At 68.8% G+C, this 20416-nt stretch carries 19 protein-coding genes; 11 read left to right on the top strand and 8 right to left on the bottom strand.

Annotated features, from left to right (window positions below):
- Positions 1-26: 26 nt before the first annotated feature.
- The 3 genes from ACI3KS_RS10200 to ACI3KS_RS10190 are packed head-to-tail and all read left to right on the top strand — an operon-like array spanning position 27 to position 2918.
- Positions 27-689, top strand: a complete 663-nt coding sequence (locus ACI3KS_RS10200; protein ID WP_404917858.1) for a response regulator transcription factor — start codon at positions 27-29, stop codon at positions 687-689.
- On the top strand, positions 679-1914 hold the full coding sequence (locus ACI3KS_RS10195) for a sensor histidine kinase (RefSeq protein ID WP_404917856.1): 1236 nt from the start codon (positions 679-681) through the stop codon (positions 1912-1914). The genes ACI3KS_RS10200 and ACI3KS_RS10195 overlap by 11 nt, the downstream gene beginning before the upstream one ends.
- Positions 1911-2918, top strand: coding sequence for a hypothetical protein (locus ACI3KS_RS10190; protein WP_404917854.1), 1008 nt, complete (start codon positions 1911-1913; stop codon positions 2916-2918). Before ACI3KS_RS10195 ends, ACI3KS_RS10190 begins: the two co-directional genes overlap by 4 nt.
- Positions 2919-3213: 295 nt before the next feature.
- Here ACI3KS_RS10190 and ACI3KS_RS10185 read toward each other — a convergent pair whose 3' ends face one another.
- From ACI3KS_RS10185 to ACI3KS_RS10165, 5 genes are all read right to left on the bottom strand, one after another.
- Positions 3214-3441 (bottom strand): acyl-CoA carboxylase subunit epsilon, encoded by a 228-nt coding sequence (locus ACI3KS_RS10185; protein ID WP_404917852.1) that lies wholly within the window; start codon positions 3439-3441, stop codon positions 3214-3216.
- Positions 3438-5027 carry an acyl-CoA carboxylase subunit beta gene (locus ACI3KS_RS10180; RefSeq protein ID WP_404917850.1) on the bottom strand — a complete coding sequence of 530 codons (1590 nt, stop codon included), beginning with the start codon at positions 5025-5027 and terminating at the stop codon, positions 3438-3440. Before ACI3KS_RS10180 ends, ACI3KS_RS10185 begins: the two co-directional genes overlap by 4 nt.
- Positions 5028-5137: 110 nt before the next feature.
- The gene (locus tag ACI3KS_RS10175; RefSeq protein ID WP_404917848.1) at positions 5138-5443 is read right to left on the bottom strand and encodes a hypothetical protein; all 306 of its coding nucleotides are present in this window, start codon (positions 5441-5443) and stop codon (positions 5138-5140) included.
- Positions 5444-5519: 76 nt separating this feature from the next.
- On the bottom strand, positions 5520-6467 hold the full coding sequence (locus tag ACI3KS_RS10170) for a hypothetical protein (protein WP_404917846.1): 948 nt from the start codon (positions 6465-6467) through the stop codon (positions 5520-5522).
- Positions 6468-6551: 84 nt separating this feature from the next.
- A complete protein-coding gene (locus ACI3KS_RS10165) occupies positions 6552-7244 on the bottom strand; it encodes an NTP transferase domain-containing protein (RefSeq protein ID WP_404917844.1) in 693 nt (230 codons plus the stop codon).
- A gap of 251 nt (positions 7245-7495) precedes the next feature.
- Here ACI3KS_RS10165 and ACI3KS_RS10160 point away from each other — a divergent pair, with 251 nt between their 5' ends.
- From ACI3KS_RS10160 to ACI3KS_RS10150, 3 genes are read left to right on the top strand one after another with little or no spacing between them, the layout of a single operon-like run.
- Positions 7496-9373: an ATP-binding cassette domain-containing protein gene (locus tag ACI3KS_RS10160; RefSeq protein WP_404917842.1), complete on the top strand. Its 1878-nt coding sequence runs from the start codon at positions 7496-7498 to the stop codon at positions 9371-9373.
- Positions 9349-10914 carry a hypothetical protein gene (locus ACI3KS_RS10155; protein WP_404917840.1) on the top strand — a complete coding sequence of 522 codons (1566 nt, stop codon included), beginning with the start codon at positions 9349-9351 and terminating at the stop codon, positions 10912-10914. The genes ACI3KS_RS10160 and ACI3KS_RS10155 overlap by 25 nt, the downstream gene beginning before the upstream one ends.
- Before the next feature lie 39 nt (positions 10915-10953).
- Entirely contained in the window at positions 10954-11220 is a 267-nt protein-coding gene (locus ACI3KS_RS10150) for a DUF3039 domain-containing protein (protein ID WP_028503536.1), read from the top strand.
- Positions 11221-11250: 30 nt separating this feature from the next.
- On the opposite strand, the gene ACI3KS_RS10145 is transcribed toward ACI3KS_RS10150, so the two are convergent.
- Positions 11251-12576: a nicotinate phosphoribosyltransferase gene (locus ACI3KS_RS10145; RefSeq protein WP_404917837.1), complete on the bottom strand. Its 1326-nt coding sequence runs from the start codon at positions 12574-12576 to the stop codon at positions 11251-11253.
- Positions 12577-12773: 197 nt separating this feature from the next.
- Between ACI3KS_RS10145 and murI the strand changes: the two genes are divergently transcribed.
- The 4 genes from murI to ACI3KS_RS10125 all read left to right on the top strand — a co-directional run bounded on the left by murI (position 12774) and on the right by ACI3KS_RS10125 (position 16028).
- Positions 12774-13610 carry a glutamate racemase gene (gene murI, locus ACI3KS_RS10140; RefSeq protein WP_404917835.1) on the top strand — a complete coding sequence of 279 codons (837 nt, stop codon included), beginning with the start codon at positions 12774-12776 and terminating at the stop codon, positions 13608-13610.
- A 47-nt stretch (positions 13611-13657) separates the two neighbouring features.
- On the top strand, positions 13658-14416 hold the full coding sequence (gene rph, locus ACI3KS_RS10135) for a ribonuclease PH (RefSeq protein ID WP_404917833.1): 759 nt from the start codon (positions 13658-13660) through the stop codon (positions 14414-14416).
- On the top strand, positions 14413-15006 hold the full coding sequence (rdgB, locus tag ACI3KS_RS10130) for an RdgB/HAM1 family non-canonical purine NTP pyrophosphatase (protein WP_404917831.1): 594 nt from the start codon (positions 14413-14415) through the stop codon (positions 15004-15006). The genes rph and rdgB overlap by 4 nt, the downstream gene beginning before the upstream one ends.
- 101 nt (positions 15007-15107) lie before the next feature.
- Positions 15108-16028, top strand: coding sequence for a cation diffusion facilitator family transporter (locus ACI3KS_RS10125; protein WP_404917829.1), 921 nt, complete (start codon positions 15108-15110; stop codon positions 16026-16028).
- A 9-nt stretch (positions 16029-16037) separates the two neighbouring features.
- Here ACI3KS_RS10125 and ACI3KS_RS10120 read toward each other — a convergent pair whose 3' ends face one another.
- A complete protein-coding gene (locus tag ACI3KS_RS10120; protein ID WP_404917827.1) occupies positions 16038-18449 on the bottom strand; it encodes an ATP-dependent DNA ligase in 2412 nt (803 codons plus the stop codon).
- Positions 18450-18507: 58 nt separating this feature from the next.
- Between ACI3KS_RS10120 and ACI3KS_RS10115 the strand changes: the two genes are divergently transcribed.
- Positions 18508-19317 carry a Ku protein gene (locus ACI3KS_RS10115; protein ID WP_404917825.1) on the top strand — a complete coding sequence of 270 codons (810 nt, stop codon included), beginning with the start codon at positions 18508-18510 and terminating at the stop codon, positions 19315-19317.
- 26 nt (positions 19318-19343) lie between these two features.
- Here the strand turns inward: ACI3KS_RS10115 and ACI3KS_RS10110 are convergent.
- Positions 19344-20416, bottom strand: a 1073-nt coding sequence (locus ACI3KS_RS10110; RefSeq protein WP_404917823.1) for a hypothetical protein, incomplete at its 5' end; no start/stop codon positions are given.

Below are 20416 nucleotides of genomic sequence, written 5' to 3'. Positions count from 1 at the left end.
GATGCCGGACTCAGTAGGCTGAGTGGATGAGCAGGGTCGCACTCATCGATGATCACGAGTCCGTCCGCCTCGGGCTCGAGGCGGCATGCGCACGAACGGGCGAGCAGGACGTGGTGTTCTCCGGCAGCACCGTCGCGTCGTATCTGTGCTGGCGGACGTCGACTGGCGAGGCTCCGGCCGATGTGGTCGTTCTCGATCTCACCCTCGGCGACGGGACCACCGTGACGGAGAACGTCACATCGATCGTGGCGGACGGCTCCAGCGTGGTGATCCACAGCGTCGCCGATCGTGCGGCCGCCGTCCGCGAAGCGCTCGCCGCAGGCGCGGCTGGCGTGGTGAGCAAGTCGTCGGCTCTCGACGACGTGCTCGACGCGATCCGCACGGTCGCCCAGGGCGACGCGTTGAACAATGTGGAGTGGGCGAGTGCGGTCGACGGCGATCGCGCGTTCGCCGACGCTCAGCTCTCCACCCGTGAGCGCGAGGTCTTGCGTCTGTACGCCACCGGGCTTCCGCTCAAGGCGGTCGCGGAGCGCCTCGGCGTCGCGTATTCCACGGCGAAGGAGAACATCTCCCGCATCCGTGTGAAGTACGTGAGCGTCGGCCGCCCCGCATCCACCAAGGTCGATCTGCTCCGCCGCGCGATGGAGGACGGCATCGTCGTGGTCGGCGGAGGGCCGAGTGCAGGCTGAGCCGCTCAGCATCCGCGACGCCTGGAGCAAGATCCCGTCTCCAGGCAGCGTGGAGACGGGCTTCGAACGCTTCACGGGACGCCGCATGGAGCGCATCCTCGCGACGGTCGTCGCGATCGGCTCCGCGGTGCTCGGAACCCAGGCGCTGATCGCCGCGCTGACGACGGTGAGCACGCTGGACACCCCGCGGATCGTGATTCTCCTCGTCGTGTTCGTCCCGCTCGTGGCGATGCTGGTGGCGTGCGTGACCGGACGTGGCGTGCGGGTGGCCTCCGGAGCGTTCGCGGTGCTCTACACGCTCGCTCTCGCCGCCTGGCCATTCGTCATCGATCCCGCGCGGGCATCCGCCGACCGGCAGCCCTGGATCTTCTTCCTCGTCAACGTCGGAGTCGTGGCGGCGATGCTCGCGTTCCCGCTCTGGCTGCAGTTCGTCTGCGCAGTGATCCTTCCCTTCGTCTACGGCTACGTGCGGCTCGTGCAGGGCGGTTTCGCCGGCGACTTCTGGATGACGACCGCCTTCGACGTGTCGTTCACGTTGATCCTGGGCGTGATTATCATCTCGCTGGGCTGGATGTTCCGCTCGGTCGCGGCCGGGGTCGACGATGTCCGTGGACGCGCCGTCTCGGCCTACGCGGCCGCGGCAGCCGCTGCCGCCGCGGAGGAGGAGCGGGTGGCGATGTCGGCGCTCATGCACGACAGCGTGCTCGCCGCGCTGATCGCCGCCGAGAGAGCGGAAGGAGAGAGGGCTCGTCATCTCGCGGTCGGCATGGCCCGTGAAGCCCTGACGCGACTCGCGAACACCGAAGCCGCGGTGGCTCAGGAGGGCTCGGACGCACCCGTCGCGACGGCGCAGATCGTCATGGAGCTGCGCCGCGCGCTCTCGGAGGTCGGGGCGGATGCCGTCGTGGAGGAGCGCGGCGGCGTCGGGCTCGTCCCCGGGCGTGTGGCTCGTGCGCTCGTGCTGGCAGCCCGCCAGGCGCTCGGCAACGCGATGACGCACGCGGGAGGCCGCGGCCTCCACATCGTGGCCGAGGGGCGAGGCGATGACGGCATCTCGGTGACCATCAGCGACACCGGCCCCGGCTTCGACCTCGACGACATCGGAGAAGATCGTCTCGGCATCCGGGCGTCGATCATCGCGCGCATGGCGGCGGTCGCGGGCACGGCGGAGATCTCCTCGGACGAGCAGGGCACGGAGATCGTGCTCGGATGGGAGAAGTCGTGAACCGCACAGTGCGCAGTGTCGCCACCTCGCTCGCGATCGGCTTCGCGATGTACTTCGCCGCTCGGGCTCTGGCCTGGACCCGACCGCTCGATGCGCCGTTGCTGATGATCGCGGCGATCGTGCTGTACCTGCTGGTGGTGAACATCGCGATCCTCTGGCAGTCCGACACGACGGTGCGGATGCCGATGTGGGTCGCTGTGGCCTGCGCCGGGACGAGCGTCGCGGTGCCCAGCCTGGCGTCGCACTCGCTTGCGGACGGATCGCGGACGGCCCCGTTCGCGACCTGGTACATCGGCGCGATCGGTGCGCTGGCGATCGTGTGCGTGGTGCGTCGCAGGCTCGCCGTCGCCGCGATCTCGCTCGTGGGGCTGACGACGGTGTCGTCCCTGCATCTCGGCTTCCTGCCCGCGTTGTCGCTGGGACTCGTCGGTTCCTACATGTGGGTTCTGGTCGCCTGGCTGCTCGTGCTCTTCTGGGACCGTGCGATCCGTGACACCGAGCGGCTCGCCGACATCCAGCAGGCGGTGTCCGCGTGGCATGCGACGCAGCAGGTCCGTCAGCGCGAGCGCCGCCTGCGAACCCAGTTCGCGCTCGCCGTCGCCGGCCCCGTGCTGGGACGTGTCGTGGCCGCGCACGGAGCGCTCACGGAGGACGAGCGGCTGGAGGCCCGGCTGGCGGAGGGACGACTGCGCGACGAGCTGCGCGGTGCCAGCCTGCTCAACGATGCCGTGCGCGACGCCATCGCCGATGCACGACGACGGGGCGTCGCGGTGACGGTGTTCGATGAAGGCGGCCTCGACGACGTCGGTGAACGCCGGCGCGTCCGCATCCGCGACGAGCTCGCCGAGGTGATCACCACGACGCACGCGGATCGCCTGATCATCCGCGCCGCCCGCGATGAGACCACCGCTGTCACGGTGGTCGGTCGTGCGAGCGGTGGCCCGGCCACCGACGATGACGACGTCGACCTCTACCGCGAGATCCCCCGCATCGGCGAGGACTGACAAGGGTCTGCCAGCCTGACCGGGGTCGGCACGCGCGGCCTCGCCCTTCTCGGCTCTGATCGGGGGAGGGGACCAGAGCCGAGGACGAAAGAGAGGGCGAGGGGTGGCGAATCCGCCTACCCCTCGCCAGTGCGAAACGGTTACCCGAAAACCGTCCGCTGGTGGCTGATCACCGTCTGCCTACCCTGGGACAGAGAGACCAGCCGAACGCGAAGCGTTGGAACAAGTCTCCCGGTTCGCAAGAGCCGTGTCTGTAGGTATTTTGGGGGACATTTCGGGACCGTCTTTGCGGACCTCAGCCCGAGAAACGACCCCAGGGGATGTCACGGCGCAGCGGGCTCCGCAGTCCGCGCTGCGTGCGGGTCCATGCGGAGACCCGGCGGTCCGGCTGAACCGCCGATTCCTCCTCCGCGGCGTACGCCTCGCTCACCACAGCGATGAGTGCGGCGAGTTCTTCCTCCGTGGCAGCGCCCCTCGTGATCTCCACCGTGGGCGGCTGCGTCTGCTCTGCAGCGGCGGTCACAGCGGGATGTTCCCGTGCTTCTTGGGCGGCAGCTCCGCGCGCTTGCTGCGGAGGGCGCGCAGCGCCTTCGCGATCGAGACGCGGGTGTTCGCCGGCTCGATGATGCCGTCGATCTCGCCGCGCTCGGCGGCGAGGAACGGACTCGTGACGCTGTAGGTGTACTCGTTGGCGAGGCGGGTGCGTACGGCAGCCACGTCTTCACCGGCTTCCTCCGCACGCTTGATCTCGCCGCGGTAGAGGATGTTGACGGCGCCCTGACCACCCATGACGGCGATCTCGGCGGTCGGCCAGGCGAGATTGACGTCGGCACCCAGTTGCTTCGATCCCATGACGATGTAGGCACCGCCGTAGGCCTTGCGCAGGATCACGGTCACCATCGGCACGGTCGCCTCGGCGTACGCGTAGATCAGCTTGGCGCCGCGTCGGATGACTCCCGTCCACTCCTGGTCGGTGCCGGGCAGGTAGCCGGGCACGTCGACGAGCGTGACGATCGGGATGGAGAACGCGTCGCAGAAGCGCACGAATCGGCTGGCCTTCTCACCTGCCTCGATGTTGAGGGTCCCCGCCATCTGCGACGGCTGGTTCGCGATGATCCCGACCGAACGGCCCTCCACACGACCGAACCCGATCACGATGTTGGGGGCGAACAGCGGCTGCACCTCGATGAAGTCGCCGTTGTCGACCACGTGCTCGATCACGGTGTGGATGTCGTAGGGCTGGTTGGGGGAGTCGGGGATGATCGCGTTCAGCGTGCGGTCGGCATCCGTCGTCTCCCACTCGAAGCCGCCCTCGTAGCTCGGCAGCTCCGCCATGTTGTTGTCGGGGAGGAAGCCGAGAAGCGTGCGCGCGTAGTCGAGCGCGTCGTCCTCGTCCTGGGCGAGGTAGTGCGCGACACCCGAGCGGGTGTTGTGAGTGAGCGCACCGCCGAGCTCCTCCATGCCGACGTCTTCGCCGGTGACGGTCTTGATCACGTCGGGGCCGGTCACGAACATCTGGCTGGTCTTGTCGACCATGATCACGAAGTCCGTCAGCGCCGGGCCGTACACGGCACCACCCGCAGCCGGGCCCATGATGATCGAGATCTGCGGGATGACTCCGGACGATCGTGTGTTCAGACGGAAGATCTCGCCGTACTTGCTGAGGGCGAGCACGCCCTCCTGGATGCGAGCACCTCCGGAGTCGAGGATGCCGATGATCGGCATCCCTCCGGTGAGGGCGAACTCCATGATCTTGATGATCTTGTCACCGGACACCTCGCCCAGCGAGCCGCCGAACGTGGTGAAGTCCTGCGAGTAGACCGCGACGGTCCGTCCGTGGATGGTGCCGACGCCGGTCACGACGGAATCGCCGTAGGGGCGGTTCCGGTCCATGCCGAAGGCGGTGGTGCGGTGGCGGACGTACTCGTCGAACTCGACGAAGCTGCCAGGGTCGACGAGGAGCTCGATGCGCTCGCGCGCGGTCATCTTCCCCTTGGCGTGCTGCTTCTCGCGTGCGACCTTCTCGGCGTCGATGACGGCTTCGTCGTAGCGAGCGCGAAGGTCTGCGATGCGGCCGGCGGTGGTCAAGAGTTCGGGCTGTTCCGTCACGCATTCCACCCTAGCGTCGGCTCGGGCGGTGCCGTTGGATGCTCGCCACAACGGGTTGCGCGATCCTTTGGCGACTCGCCTGCACCCGTGTGCGACCACGCGTGCCGCGCTCACACGACGAACCGCCACACGTACTCCTGTCCGTCGCGCTCTCGGAACCAGGCGATCGTCACGACGACCTCGTCGAGATCGGCCGAGCAGAGGCACAACTCGATGCGCTCTCCTGGACGGACCCGGCCCCACAGCTGCGTGCTGTCGCGGGCCACGAGATCATCCCGGAACACGCGGACGAAGTCCGCTCCTTCGTCGCTCTGATTGACGACGATCGGGTGGGCGGAGTCGTCTCGGATCACGTGCCAGGGGACGCGATACGCAGGATCGGGAGAAGGGGTGCGAGGTCCGACAGGAGTGAGCATGGCGCGACGCTAGAAGCGGGTTCCGACGTCGACGCCGTCGCGGGAGGGGATCGTGGCGCGTGCTGTGGAGCGGTGACTACTCGGGTGACTCTGTGGACGAGTGGTCGGAATCGATCGCCCCGGGGCGTCGGCGTCGGGTGGCTGCGACGGCGGTGCGCCCGATTCGCGTGACGCCGCGTGCGGCGGTTCCTGCGGCCGCGGTCACCGTGCCCGCCACGTAGCGTGCGCCGTGCAGCATCCGGATCTCGGTCCGCTCCGCTCCGGGCGTCGGTTCCAGGTCGATCGGGAGCCCGATGGGCGGTGCACCGAAGGCACGTCGCGACGTGGTCAGTACCCGCCGCCCGAGCAAATGGTTGCCCGCTCCGCCGATGGCCGCCCCGATGCCGAAGGGCAGTGCCTTCCCGATGAAGGACGCGCCACCGCGAGCGGCGAACTGCTTCACGAACACGCTCTTCAGCTGATCGACGAGCGGTCCGACCGCCGCCCGCGGCAGCGACTTCGTCACCAGCTCACCCCAGTACGACGACCGGCTCCCCGCGCGGCCCGTCGCCTGACCTGCGAGCTGACTCACCAGAGCGACGCCCTCGGATCCCAGCATCAGCGTCATCACCAGTGCCCGCGCCCGCTCCGGGTCGGCGACCGCGATACCGTGCACCTCGGCGACCGACTGCGCGAAAAGCGCCGTCGACTCGAGGAATCCGACCGTCTCGACGCCGGACAGTGCAAGCGTCACGCCCGTGCCGATACCGGGGATCACCGCGGTCGCACCGACTGCCGCGCCTCCCGTGGTGACGGCGGCGAGGTACCGGCTCTCGAGGATCCGGATGATCTCCGCCGGCGTCGATCGAGGGTGGCGCAGCCGAATGCTGCGGATGTGCGCGAGCACGAGCGGTCTCTGGATCGACAGCACCCGATCGAGACCGCGGACGGCGAACGGATGCTCTCCGGAACCGACGGGCGGGACACCGCGGTCCCAGGGAGCGTCCTCGGGAAGGGAGTGGATCTTCTGCACCTTCTTGGCCATGCGTCAGATCCTAGGCAGACAGCCCGCGAGAACGCCGAATGCCCGGTGCCGTACGGGCACCGGGCATTCGTTCGTGAACCGGGTTCAGACGAAGAGGTTCGCCCGCTCGAGGTCTTCGGCGAAGTCCACCTCGACCGCATACAGGTCGGAGACGTCCATCGGCTCGAGAAGAAGGCCGTCCTCGGCGATCGCGAGCTCGAGGCCGCGCTCGAAGTAGTCCTGGTCCTCGACGCGCTGCAGCTGGCGCATGAACGCCTTCTTGTGCGTGGACGAGATGTAGTTGATGCCGACGGCTTCGCCAAGGCCGCCCTTGACGGTCTTCGACAGTTCGTTGATGAAGCCCTCCGCGGTGACGGTGTACTTCACCTCTTCGTCACTGACCTTGGAGGTGTTCACCGTGACGAACGACTGGTCGCGCTCGATGTACGCGGCTGCGCGGCCGAGGATCATCGGGTCGAAGACGACGTCGCCGTTCATCCAGAGAACCCCCGACTTGCCGGTCGCGCCGAGCGCGCGGAGGAGGCTCTTGGACGTGTTGGTCTCGTCGTAGCGCTCGTTGTGCACGTAGTTGACGCTCGGGAACGCCTCGATGATCGTCTCGGCGCGGTAGCCGACGACGGTGGTGATGCGGGCGTCGGTTCCGAACGCGGCGCGGATGTTGTCGTGCTGCTGGCCCATGATCGTGCGGCCGTCGCTGAGCTCGGTGAGCGGCTTCGGCAGTGCGCGGCCCAGTCGCGAGCCCATGCCGGCGGCGAGGATGACAGTCTGAAGAGTCACGAGAGCTCCTAAAGTGAATGGTGTTCACGGCCGGTTCACCGGCCGGACACTCCTTCGTGCCGATGTCATGGTAGCGATCGAGGCTGGGAAGGCTTCGGGCTTTCCGGCCCCGTTGTCATTTCGTGATCGAGTACACACGCAACGTCCAGTTTCATGCGACGCTCGATGCGACCCACGGTACACCGGTGCACAGGCGAACGAAATGTTGCCGCGGACCCGCGATCGCTCGAGGCCGTTGATACCCTCTAACAGTGACTGCTTCCCCCGACGACCGCACCGAAGAGGTGGGCGACGCCGCGAGCACGCCTGCGAAGAAGACGCCGGCGCGAAAGCCCGCGGTGAAGAGGCCGGCGGCGAAGCGTGCTCCAGCCCGTTCCGCGACGGAACGCGGCGCGGCTGCGGCCGAGGGAGAAGGAGCGGGGGCCGATGCGCCGAAGACCCCGCGTTCGACATCCGCCGCGAGGTCGGCCGCGGCGCGGAACACCGCGGCACGTGCGTCGGGCACCACCGCACGGTCGTCGACGGCCAAGGCCGCAGGGACGAAGGCGACTGCGTCGAAGACCTCGGCGTCCAAGACCGCAGCGGCATCCAAGACCGCAGCGACGAAGGCGGGCACGGCAGCGGGGGCGACCAAGGCGACGGCTCCGCGCACGACGGCGGCTCGGCCGACGGCGGCTCGCGCCACCTCAGCGAAGACGTCGAAGACCGCCGCAGACACGAGCGCAGCGGAGAAGAAGAGCACCGCCGCAACCCGGTCGGCGAAGACGGCCGCGGCGAAGACCGCCGCCGAGCGCTCCGCTGCCGCGAAGTCGTCGGCTCGCACCGCTGCCGCGAGGACCGCGTCCGCGCGGACCTCGGCTGCGGCGAAGGCGGCTGCGGCGAAGCGCACCGCAGAACGCAAGGCCGCGGCAGAACGTGCGGCCGAGGGCACAGCGGCCGAGCAGGTCCTGGAGCCGGTCGCCCCGGCGTCCGTCGCGACCGTCGACAGGTTGGAACCGGAAGCACCCGCCTCCGATGCGGCCGCGCCCGCCGGCTCGACTCCGGAGGCGTCGGCCTCCGAGGTCCCGGCCGTCGACGTTCCAGCGGTCGAGCCCGAGGAGACGCTGGACACGGACTCTGCCGTCGAGACGGAGCCCGAGGCTGAGCCCGTCGTGGAGGCTGAACTCGTCGTGGAGGCTGAACCCGCTGTGGAGGCTGAGCCCGAGCCCGAGCCTCTCGTCGACACGGAACCCGAGCCCGTCGTCGAAGACGGCGCCGTCGACAGTCCGGCGTCCGACGAAGCAGCGGAGGCGACGGCATCCGATGGATCCGCAACCGAGGATGCCGCCACGCAGGAGTCCCCGAGCGACCAGGCCTCCGCGGAGATCGCGAGCGAGGCCATCAGCATCCGCGGGCTGGTGAAGTCGTTCGGAGATCACACCGCGGTCGCCGGTATTGACCTCACCGTGCCCGCCGGCTCCTTCTACGGCATCGTCGGCCCCAACGGTGCCGGCAAGACGACCACGCTCTCGATCGTCGCCGGTCTGCTCCGTGCGGACAGCGGCAGTGTGGTGATCTGCGGTGTCGACCAGGCGAAGAAGCCGCTGGCGGCGAAGCGCATGATGGGCGTGCTCCCCGATCGTCTGCGCACGTTCGATCGGCTGACGGGGCGGCAGCTGCTGTACTACTACGGCCTGCTCCGGGGGCTCGCCTCGGACGTCATCGAGAAGCGCGTCGGCGACCTCGCTCGCGCCTTCGACCTCGCCGACGCGCTCGGACGCGTGGTGTCGGACTACTCGGCCGGTATGACGAAGAAGATCATGCTCGCCGGTGCGATGATCCATTCGCCGCGCGTGCTGGTCCTCGACGAGCCCTTCGAAGCGGTCGACCCCGTGTCCTCCGCCGTGATCCTCGACATCCTGCGCGCCTATGTCGCGCACGGGGGAACCGTCATCCTCTCGAGCCACGGCATGGACCTCGTCGAGCGGGTGTGCTCGCGCGTCGCCATCATCGTCGGGGGAGAGGTGCTCGCCGAGGGCACCATCGATGAGGTCCGAGCCGGTCAGACCCTGGAGGCGCGATTCGTCGAGCTCTCCGGCGGCATCGGCGAGGTGGAGGGGCTCGAGTGGCTGCACACGTTCTCCGACTGAGGGCTGCGCTCCTGATCGGAGCCCTGCGCGGCCACCGTCGGGGCCGCACGCTGTTCTCTCTCGTCGTCGTCATCGCATTGACCGTCGCGGTGTGCACCGCCGTGCTGAGTCTCGTCGATGCACCCGTCGCGGTCGCCCGCACCGTGATCGTCCTCGGGTCCGCGGCGATCTTGCTGGGATTCCTCCTCGGGCCGATCCTCGTCGGCTCCGTCGACCAGCTCGATCCGCGGCGCTTCGCGGTGTTCGGAGTGGATGAGCGGCAGATGCCGTGGATCCTCGTGCTGGCCGGGTTCATCAGCGTGCCGAGCCTCGCGCTCGTCGCGGTCAACGTCTGCATGGCGATCGTGGCCGTCCACCTCGGGACGCCTTGGTTCGCCGCCGTGCTGATGACCCTCGTCAGCGTCGTGACCGCGATCCTCGCGGCCCGCATCGGGATGGCGGTGAACAGCATCCTGCTGCCCGAGCGCCGCTCCCGTGAGCTCACGGCGCTCTTCGCCCTCGCGATCATCGTCATCGCGTTCCCCGTCGCGGTCTTCCTCGGCTCGATGCGCTGGGAGGGACAGGTGCCCGCCGCCGTCGCGTCGATCACGGGCACCATCGGACTCACGCCGCTCTCGGCGTCCTCCGGCTTCCTGTTCGCGGTCGCCGCCGGCGACAGCCAGGGCGCGTGGACCAGCGCGATCATCGCCGTGGTGTTCCTCGGCGTCCTGTGGGGCGTGTGGACCTGGCTGGTTCGTCACATGCTCACCACCACCGAGCGCCCGGTGTCCTCGCGCGAGCGCATCGGACTCGGCTGGTTCGCGCTGCTGCCGTCGAACGCGTTCGGTGCGATCGCGGCTCGCAGCCTCGTGTACTGGTTCCGGGACCGCCGCTACATCATGAACCTCATCGTGGTGCCCGTCGCGGGTGTGCTGACCGTGCTGCCGCTGCTCGTTGCCGGTGTGCCGCTCGAGATCGCAGCCCTCGTCCCGGTGCCCGTGATGGCGCTGTTCTTCGGCTGGCTTCCGCACAACGATGTCGCCTACGACTCCACGGCCCTGTGGACGCACGTCGCGAGCGGTGTACGCGGCGTGTCCGACCGTCTCGGACGACTGGTCCCGGTGCTGCTGGTGGCTGTGCCCGTACTCGCTGTGGCGGTGCCGCTCACGATGCTGTGGATCTCGGACTGGCGCCTGCTCCTGCCGCTCACGGGCCTCGCCGCGAGCCTGCTGCTGTCGGCGCTCGGCATTTCCAGCATCGTCTCTGTGACCGCGCCGTACGCCGTGTCGCGGCCCGGGGACAGCCCCTTCCAGCAGCCGCAACGGCCCACTTCGCGCGGCGCCTTCGGCCCGGCATCCGCCTTCATCGGGGCGATCGTCGTCAGCATCCCGACCATCTGGCTGTTCGTCCGCACCCTCGCGGAGGGGGCGGAGTTCGCGACCGGCACGCTGTGGTCGGGAGCGATCACCGGCGTGGTGGTCCTCGCTGCGGGCGTGACCATCGGCGGTCTGGTGTTCGAGCGCAGCGGTGCGCGGCTCATGGAGTTCGTCGAGACCGCATGACCCGCCCCATGGCGGTCATCCCGCGGATAGAATCACGGGATGAGTACTCCGCTGGACAGCCCCGATCAGGGCGGCGTGGCAACGCTTGATCGCGAACTCGAAGAACTCCTCCGCGAGGAGAACCTCGAGCCCGGCGACCATGAGCGCTTCTCCCATTACGTGAAGAAGGACAAGATCCTCGAGTCCGCGATCACCGGCAAGCCGGTGCGCGCGCTGTGCGGCAAGAAGTGGACACCGGGGCGCGACCCCGAGAAGTTCCCGATCTGCCCCACCTGCAAGGAGATCTACGAGTCGATGGTGGGCTGATCCCGCCGACCGCCTCGCGACGGCTCGTGGTCAGATGCTGTCGACGAACTCCGTGGGGATCGCCGGGTCGGACTTGCTGAGCGCGAGCGCCCGGACCGGAAGCTCCTCGCGAACCCGGAGGTGGTGAGCGCGAGCGGCAGCGGTGCCCTCGACGCCTTCGTAGGTCGCGTCGATGTCGCCGTTATCGACGAACGTCACCTGCAGCGGGCGCCCGTCCGGATGCTCCGAGGGAGTGTCGAGTGCGGCGAAACCGTTCGAGACCACGACCGTCTCGACATGGGCGACACCGTCGACCAGCGTGCGGAACGCGGCCTTGCGTCCACCGTGCGAGGCCTTGTCCGCCGAAGCCTTGGCGACCCCGATCCAGGCGCCGCTCGCGTCCTGGCGGGCGACGAGCTTGTAGACCATGCTCGCGGTGGGATACCCCGAGCCCGTGACCACAGACGTGCCGACGCCGTAGGCGTCGACGGGAGAGGCGGCGAGGGCGGCGATCGCGTACTCGTCGAGGTCGCTCGTCACCGTGATGCGGGTGCCGGTCGCTCCGAGCTCGTCCAGCTGTGCGCGGACCTCTGCCGCGACGAGAGGCAGGTCGCCGGAATCGATGCGCACACCGCCGAGTGAGGTCCCGCCGACGCGGATCGCGGTCTCGACGCCGGTGCGGATGTCGTAGGTGTCCACGAGCAGCGTGGTCGCGGTTCCGAGGCTGCCGATCTGCGCGCGGAAGGCCTCCTCCTCGCTCTCGTGCAGGAGCGTCCACGAGTGGGCGGCCGTGCCCATCGTCGGGATGCCCCAGGTGCGCCCGGCCTCGAGGTTGCTCGTCGCTCCGAACCCGGCGATGTACGCCGCGCGGGCCGCGGCCACGGCGGAGCGCTCCGCCGCGCGACGGGAACCCATCTCCGCGAGAGGACGCTCGCCGGCCGCGATGCTCATCCGGGAGGCAGCGGTGGCGACGGCGGAATCGTGGTTCAGGATGCTGAGCGCGAGGGTCTCGAGCACCACCGCATCGGCGAAGCTGCCTTCGACGGTGAGGATGGGGGAGCCAGGGAAGTACAGCTCGCCCTCGCGATAGCCGCGGATCGATCCGGTGAAGCGGTAGTTCTCCAGGTATGTCAGCGACGCGGCATCGACGATGTTCTCATCGCGGAGGAAGCGGAGCTCGTCTTCGCCGAACCGGAAGTCGCGCAGCAGGGACAGCAGACGTCCTGTGCCGGCGACCACGCCGAAGCGGCGGCCGCCGGAGAGCCGCCTCGAGAACAGTTCGAACACACTCGGGCGGGCAGCGGTTCCGTCGCGGAGTGCGGCGGCGAGCATGGTCAGTTCGTAGCGGTCGGTGAGAAGCGCCGTCGACGTCGTCATGCGATCAGCTTAGTGAGCGCTCTTCGTCTCGCTGCGCGGATTCCTGGTCCCTGCGTTCGGTCGCGTGAGATGACGAATGTCGGCTGAGAAAGCGTGTTCTCGCCCGGCATTCGTCAGATCACCCGACAAAGCGCACGCTCAGGAACGGCACGACGCTCGGAGCGTCCCGGCTGTCGGCGCGGGTAGGCTGGGGAGTCATGAACGACGCCCCGATCGGAATCTTCGACTCCGGTGTCGGCGGGCTCACGGTGGCGAGGGCCATCCGAGCCCAGCTGCCCCGAGAATCGTTCGTGTACATCGGCGACTCGGCCCACTCGCCCTACGGTCCGAAGCCCATCGCGGACGTGCGCAGGTACTCCCTCGACGTACTCGACACCCTCGTCGAGCAGGGTGTCAAGATGCTCGTGATCGCCTGCAACACCGCCTCCGCGGCGATGCTCCGGGATGCTCGTGAGCGCTACGATGTGCCCGTGGTCGAGGTCATCGGCCCTGCGGTCCGGCGCGCCATCTCGACGACCCGCAATGGGCGGGTCGGCGTGATCGGCACGGTCGGGACGATCGGTTCGCGTGCCTATCAGGACATGCTCGAGGTCGATGAGCGGCTGCAGGTGTTCACCGCCGCCTGCCCCCGCTTCGTCGAGTTCGTCGAGGCGGGCATCACCGGAACACCCGAGGTGCTGCGGGTCGCGGAGGAGTACCTCGCACCCCTGCGCGAGGCCGAGGTCGACACCCTCGTGCTCGGCTGCACGCACTATCCGTTCCTGCGCGGAGCGATCAGCTACGTGATGGGCGAAGGCGTGACCCTGGTATCCAGCGACGACGAGACCGCCGGCGACGTCTACCGCCACCTGGTGCGCGACGACCTGCTCGCTCCTCCCGACGCGACCGCCACCTATGTGTACGAGTCCACCGGAGACTCCACGACCGAGTTCACGGCACTCGCGAACCGCCTGATGGGGCGCGAGGTGCGCGACGTGCAACTCGTGCAGACGGGCGTCATCGATCTGCCGGCATCCGTCCTCGACTCCCTCTGAACTTCCCACCGAACATCCCACCTCGACCCTCCGACCGAAGGAAGTCCATGTCCTCCATCGTCCGCGCCGACGGCCGTTCCACCGATCAGCTCCGAGAGATCACCATCGAGCGCGGGTGGAGCGCCCAGGCCGAGGGATCCGCGCTCATCAGCTTCGGCGGCACCAAGGTGCTGTGCACCGCGTCGTTCACGAACGGCGTGCCGCGCTGGCTCACCGGCAAGGGCAAGGGCTGGGTGACCGCGGAGTACGCGATGCTGCCTCGCGCGACGAACAGCCGCAACGACCGTGAGAGCGTCAAGGGACGCATCGGCGGCCGCACCCACGAGATCTCGCGCCTCATCGGACGTGCGCTCCGTGCCGTGGTCGACACCAAGGCGCTGGGCGAGAACACGATCGTGATCGACTGCGACGTGCTGCAGGCCGACGGCGGCACCCGTACCGCCGCCATCACCGGCGCCTACGTGGCGCTGGCGGATGCGATCGAGTGGGGCCGGGAGAAGAAGTTCATCGGCAGGAACTCCACGCCGCTGCTCGATTCCGTCGCGGCCGTGTCGGTGGGGATCATCGACGGCGAGCCCATGCTCGATCTGGCATACGTCGAGGATGTGCGTGCAGAGACCGACATGAACGTCGTGGTCACCGGGCGTGGACTGTTCGTCGAGGTGCAGGGCACGGCCGAGGGCGCCCCCTTCGACAAGCGCGAACTCGATGCACTGCTCGATCTCGGCGTGGCAGGCTGCGCCGACCTGAGGGACCTGCAGCTGAAGGCGCTCGCCCCTTCGACGAGCTCAGGGACCCAGCGATGAGAGTGGTCCTCGCCACGCACAACCCGCACAAGGTTGCGGAGTTCCAGCAGATCGTCGCCCGCACGCGTCCCGATCTCGAGGTCGTCGGGTACGACGGGCCCGAACCCGTCGAGGACGGTGTGACGTTCGCGGAGAACGCGTTGATCAAGGCGCGGGCGGCGGCAGCGCACACGGGCCTGGCGGCGCTGGCCGACGATTCGGGCATCTGTGTCGACGTCCTCGGCGGATCACCCGGCGTGTTCTCCGCCTACTGGGCGGGACAGAAGAAGGATGCCGTCGCCAACCTCGAGCTGCTCCTCGACCAGCTGCGCGACATCGCCGATCCGCACCGCACGGCGCACTTCACCTCGACGATCGCCCTGGTCACCGCTGACGGCGAGGAGCACGTCGTGGTCGGGGAGTGGCCGGGACGTCTCGCGCACGCCCCCTCGGGCAGCGGCGGATTCGGCTACGACCCGATCTTCATCCCGGACGGTCAGGATGCCGGTGCCGAGCGATCCGTCGGGGACTTCTCGGATGAGGAGAAGCAGGCCCAATCCCATCGGGCGCGCGCCTTCGAGGCGCTCATCCCGCTGCTCGCAGAGCTCTGAGAAGCCGGACCGACGGGACCCAGCGGGAACTGAGAATCATCCCCATTCCCGACTGGGGAGAACCGCCCCTGAGGGGTGCGCGCCCGGTCTAGCCTGGGGGCATGCACGATCACGCACCTTCGCCCGGCGGCATCCGTTCCGCCGGTCACCGACGACTGCTGACGATCTCGCTGTGCCTCACGGCGACGATCATGGTGGTACAGGTGGTCGGCGCGCTGCTCACCGGCTCTCTGGCTCTGCTCGCCGACGCCGCGCACATGTTCACCGATGCGTCGGCGCTCGTGATCGCTCTGATCGCCGCCGCCGTCTCCGCCCGCCCGGCCGATGACCGGCGCACCTTCGGCTACCAGCGAGCCGAGGTGTTCGGGGCGCTCATCAACGCGATCATCCTCATCGTTCTCGCGACCACGGTCGGCATCGAAGCGGTGGGGCGGCTCGTCGATCCGGGCGAGACCGAAGTCGCCGGCCCGCTCATGCTCGTCGTCGCCGCGGTCGGGCTCATCGCGAACGCGATCTCGATGTGGCTGCTGAGCCGGGCGCAGCAGACGAGCATCAACGTGCGCGGTGCATATCTCGAGGTGATGGGCGATCTGATCGGCTCGGCCATGGTGATCGTCGCCGCCGTGGTGATCGTCACCACCGGCTGGATACCGGCCGATGCGATCGCCTCGCTCATGATCGCCGTGCTCATAATCCCCCGCGCGATCGCCCTGCTGCGCGAGGTGTTCTCGGTGCTCGCGGAGTCCGCCCCGAAGGGCACGGCCGTCGCCGACATCCGCACGCACCTGCTCGGCTACGACGGCGTCGTGAGCGTCCACGACGTGCACGTCTGGCAGCTCACCCGCGGGGCACCCGTCTTCACGGCGCACGTCGCCGTCGCGCCAGAGCTGTTCGCGGACGGACGTTCGGCCGCGCTGCTGTCGAAGATGCAGTCCTGCCTCGCCGAGCACTTCGACGTCGAGCACTCGACCTTCCAACTGGAACCGGCCGAGCAGAGCGACTGCGAACCGCACCACGCCTGAGTCCGGTCGTCAGACAGCGTCGGGATCGATCGTCACCTCGTCCGGCGCCTTGTCCGGGCGTAGACCCCGCCAGCGCGAGTGCCGGAGGATGCCGTCCGGCGTCCAGTTCGCGAACTCCACCTCGCCGACGAGTTCGGGTCGCACCCACTGCGCGTCCGAGGCATCCGCCGCCGGCACGCCCTCGAGAGGAGCATCCGTGATCCGCAACGGCGTGAGGGTCGCGAGCAGATCGCGCAGCATCCGGTCGGTGAACCCGGTGCCGACCCTGCCGACGTAGCGCAGACCACCACCGGAGGACGGAACGGCCAGCAGGAGCGACCCGATCGAGCCTGCTCTGTCGCCTTTGCCGGGGCGGATGCCGACGATCACCGCCTCCTGCATGCGGGTGTGCTTGAGCTTGAGCCAGGACGGCGACCGCTGCCCGGGGCGGTAGCGAGAATCGGCGTCCTTCGCCACGACGCCTTCGAGCCCGAACTCGCGACTCGCGTCGAGCGCCGCATCGACGTCGTCGAACACCGGCGGCACGGCGATCGGTGCGTCGAGTCCGGTGACGACGTCCTCGAGCAGTGTCCGGCGCTGATGCAGGGGCATCGACGTCAGGTCGTGGCCGTCGAGGCGCAGGAGATCGAATGCGAGATAGCGGATGGGTGTGCTCACCACCTCCCGTTCGATCTCGCGGGCACGCGTCAGATGCATGCGGTTCTGCAGGCGAGTGAAGCTGGGCCGTCCCTTGACGTCGAAGGCGACGATCTCGCCGTCGATCACCGCGTCGGTGACGGGGAGGGACGGCGCTCCGTCTGCCGTGAGCTCGGGGTAGCGGGCAGTGACGTCCGTACCGCTGCGGGCATGCAGCCGCATGCGGCCGTCGGTCCAGGTGCCGAGAGCACGGATGCCGTCCCACTTGACCTCGACCCAGGGGCGCGCACCGAGCGCGCGGGCGAGCGCTGGTGTGCCGTTCTCGGCCAGCATCGGGGAGAAATCCGCCGGGGTGGCCTCAGGATCCGCGGGGAGCGGGGCGGAGGGTCTCGTCCGATGCGGGCGCGCTCGGCCCGGCTCCTTCATCCGATGCAACAGCCAGGTCGACTTCTCTCCCTGCCCGTCGGTGCGGATGAGCGCGAGCCGTGCGGCGCCGAGAGGACCGTCGTCGCGGCCGGTGAACGTGCCGATCACCTCGTCGTCGCGCCACTTCTCGAGATCGACGGTGCCGGTGTCCCAGATGGTCATGCGCCCCGCGCCGTATTCGCCCTCGGGGATGTCGCCCGCGAAATCGAGGTACTCCATCGGGTGCGGCTCGGTCATGACCGCCAGATGGTTGCGGTCGGGTGCGTCGGGCACGCCTTTGGGCACCGCCCAGCTGACGAGCACGCCACGGTCCTCGATGCGCAGGTCATAGTGCAGTCGACGGGCGCGGTGCTCCTGGATCACGAAGCGTCGGGCGGAGCCCGGCGCACCGGTGGCGATGCGCTGCGGCATCGGCTCCGGAGTGCGTTCGGCGTCGCGTTTGGCCAGGTACGGTGCGAGGAGCCCGCCCGCCTTGCTGTGAAGAGGCGCAGCGGGGTCGAGGCCGTCGGCCGCACGGGCGAGCACCTCGTGCATCTCGAGCTGGCGAAGATCGGGGTCGTCGAGCTCGTCCCAGGTACGGGGAGCCGCCACCCAGGGGCGGGCCCGCCCGCGCAGCGAGTACGGCGAGACGGTCGTCTTCTTGCCGTTGTTCTGGCTCCAGTCGAGGAAGACCTTCCCCGTACGCTGTGCCTTCGCCATGACGCTCGTCGCGAGATCGGGATGGTCGTTCTCGATCAGCCGGGCGATCTCCTTGACGACGGCGGAGATCTCGTCGCTGGTCTGTGTGCCCGGCAGCGCGGCGTAGAGGTGGATGCCCTTGCTCCCGCTCGTGACGGGGATCGGATCCAGTCCGATGCCGGTGAGGATGCCACGTGCGAGGCGGGCGATCTGGGCGCACTGTGCGAGCTCGACACCCGGTCCGGGGTCGAGGTCGAGCACGAGACGGTCGGGATTCCCGGGGAGGCCGTCAGGACCGAAGCGCCACTGCGGCACGTGCAGCTCGATCGCCGCGAGCTGGGCGAGCCACACGAGCGTCGCGACCTCATCTACGAGGGGATAGTCCTTCGGGCCGTCGGAGTGCCGGATAGCGTGCCGGGGGACCCAGTCCGGCGCCCCGCGTTCGAGCTGTTTCGTGAAGAACGCATCGGCGGGAGCATACGTCGTTCCGACGCCCTCGACCCAGCGCTTGCGGGTCACGGGGCGGCCATCGAGCAGTGGCAGCAGCAGCGGGGCGATCTGCGAGTAGTAGGCGAAGATCTCGCCCTTGGTCGTGCCCGTCTCGGGGTAGACGATCTTGTCGAGGTTCGTCACGCGAAGGCGTCGCTCGCCCACCTGCACGATCTGTCCGTCCGCGATCATGACGACAGCGTAGTCAAGGGTCTGGCCGGGGGAGTGCGTGCGGGTGTCTACTGGTGGCATGAGGACGATCTGGAAGGGCGCGCTGACCTTCGGTCTCGTGAACGTGCCCGTCAAGGTGTATTCGGCGACCGAGGACCACGACGTGCCGTTGCACCAGGTGCACGAGAAGGACGGTGGTCGCATCCGCTACCAGCGCACCTGCGAGGTCTGCGGCGAGACCGTGGCCTACGCCGACATCGACCGTGCCTATGTCGACGACGAGCAGACCGTCGTGCTGACGAAGGAGGATCTCGCCGCGCTCCCCGCCGAGAAGAGCCGCGAGATCGATGTCGTCGAGTTCGTGCCCTCCGAGCAGGTCGATCTGCTGACCCTCGACAAGCCGTACTACCTCGAACCCGACTCGAAGTCCCCGAAGGCCTATGTGCTGCTGCGCAAGACGCTGGAGCAGACCGATCGCACGGCGATCGTGCGCTTCACGCTGCGGCAGAAGACGCGGCTCGCGGCGCTCCGCGTGCGCGGGGATGTGCTCGTGCTGCAGACGCTCCTGTGGTCCGACGAGGTGCGGGAGGCCGACTTCCCCGTTCTCCAGGAGGAGGTCACGATCTCCGACAAGGAGCTCGAGCTGTCGGCGTCGCTCGTGGAGAGCTACTCCGCCGACTTCGACCCTGACGCCTTCGTCGACGAGTACCAGAAGGAACTGCGTACGCTCATCGACGCGAAGATCGAAGCGGGCGACACGTTCGATGTGGCCGAGACGTTCACCGAGTCGGATGCCGCCGGCACGGGCGGCGAGGTCATCGACCTCATGGAGGCGCTGCGGGCCAGTGTGGCGCGGTCGAAGGAGCAGCGGGCCAAGAACGTCGGCTGAGCGCTGCCCGGACGCGGCGGCGACGCTCAGAGCGCGCTGTAGTCGAAGCTCAGCGACGACGTCGCATCGATCGTGAACGGCACTGTCGTGCCGCTGCCGGAGGAACTGCCGAACACGTCGGTGAGCACCAGGTCATCCGGCGTCCACGGGTCGCCCTCGGCATAGCGCCAGCCGTAGTCGATGCGCATCGTGCCTCCGGTGACGACCACGGCATAGCCGCCCTGAGCCGTCTCGACGACGTCGTACTGGGGAGTCTCGCGCCAGGAGCGGGTCAGATCCGTGACGGCGTAGGTGCCAGGATCCTCCATCTCGAGCACGTTCGGGCAGTCGCGCGGACGGAACTGATCCGACAGCATGCAGCTCTCCACGCGGCTGCGCACGGCGTCGATGGCCGCGGTGCGGCCGGCGGACGACAACGTGCCGGTGAAGTCGACCGCGGCTTCACCGGACGAGGAATCCGCGCTCGCCGTCGCCGTCTGCGCGTCGCCGAACGTGAGGAGCTGGTTCCCCACGGGCGCGGCGAACTCGTATCTGCCGAGGAGCGCCGGAAGAGCACTGCCTGGCGATACCGCCGACAGATCGACCGGGACCGAGTTGATCGACGGGACCAGACGCACGTCGCCGACGCGGATCGCCGCGACAGGACCCTCGACGAGAGACCAGGCGCTTGCGTCGGCGTTCGGCGCGGCGACGAAGTCCACGGTGAGCGAGGAACCGTCGATGTCGATGCTCGCGGAGACCGTCGTCGAGTCGGCTCGGGCGTTCTCGGACGTGATCGTGTATCCCGCGGGATGCACGGCCTGTGCGTAGACCTCGGGGTTTAGGAGCACCTCGGATGCTCCGTTCGCGGCGACCGGCAGCAGACCCAAGGCGGTGGTCGCATCGCCCGCGACGAGCGCATCGAGATAAGCCTCGACGGCGGCGGTCGCGCCGGATTCGGAGGGAACGGTGCCGGCAGGGTTGTCGGCGGTCGTGGGCGCGGAGGTCGCGAGCACGTTCGCCACCACGACGCCCGTGCCGACTGCGATCGCCACGACGGCGACGGCGGCTCCGATGAGGAGGGGGATACGACGGCGACGTCGGTCGGACGGGGCACTCG

The organism is Microbacterium sp. ZW T5_45, from assembly GCF_044987415.1.
Taxonomy (GTDB): domain Bacteria; phylum Actinomycetota; class Actinomycetes; order Actinomycetales; family Microbacteriaceae; genus Microbacterium.
The sequence above is the reverse complement of the archived record's forward strand: the minus strand, read 5'-3'. Positions and strand labels throughout refer to the sequence as shown.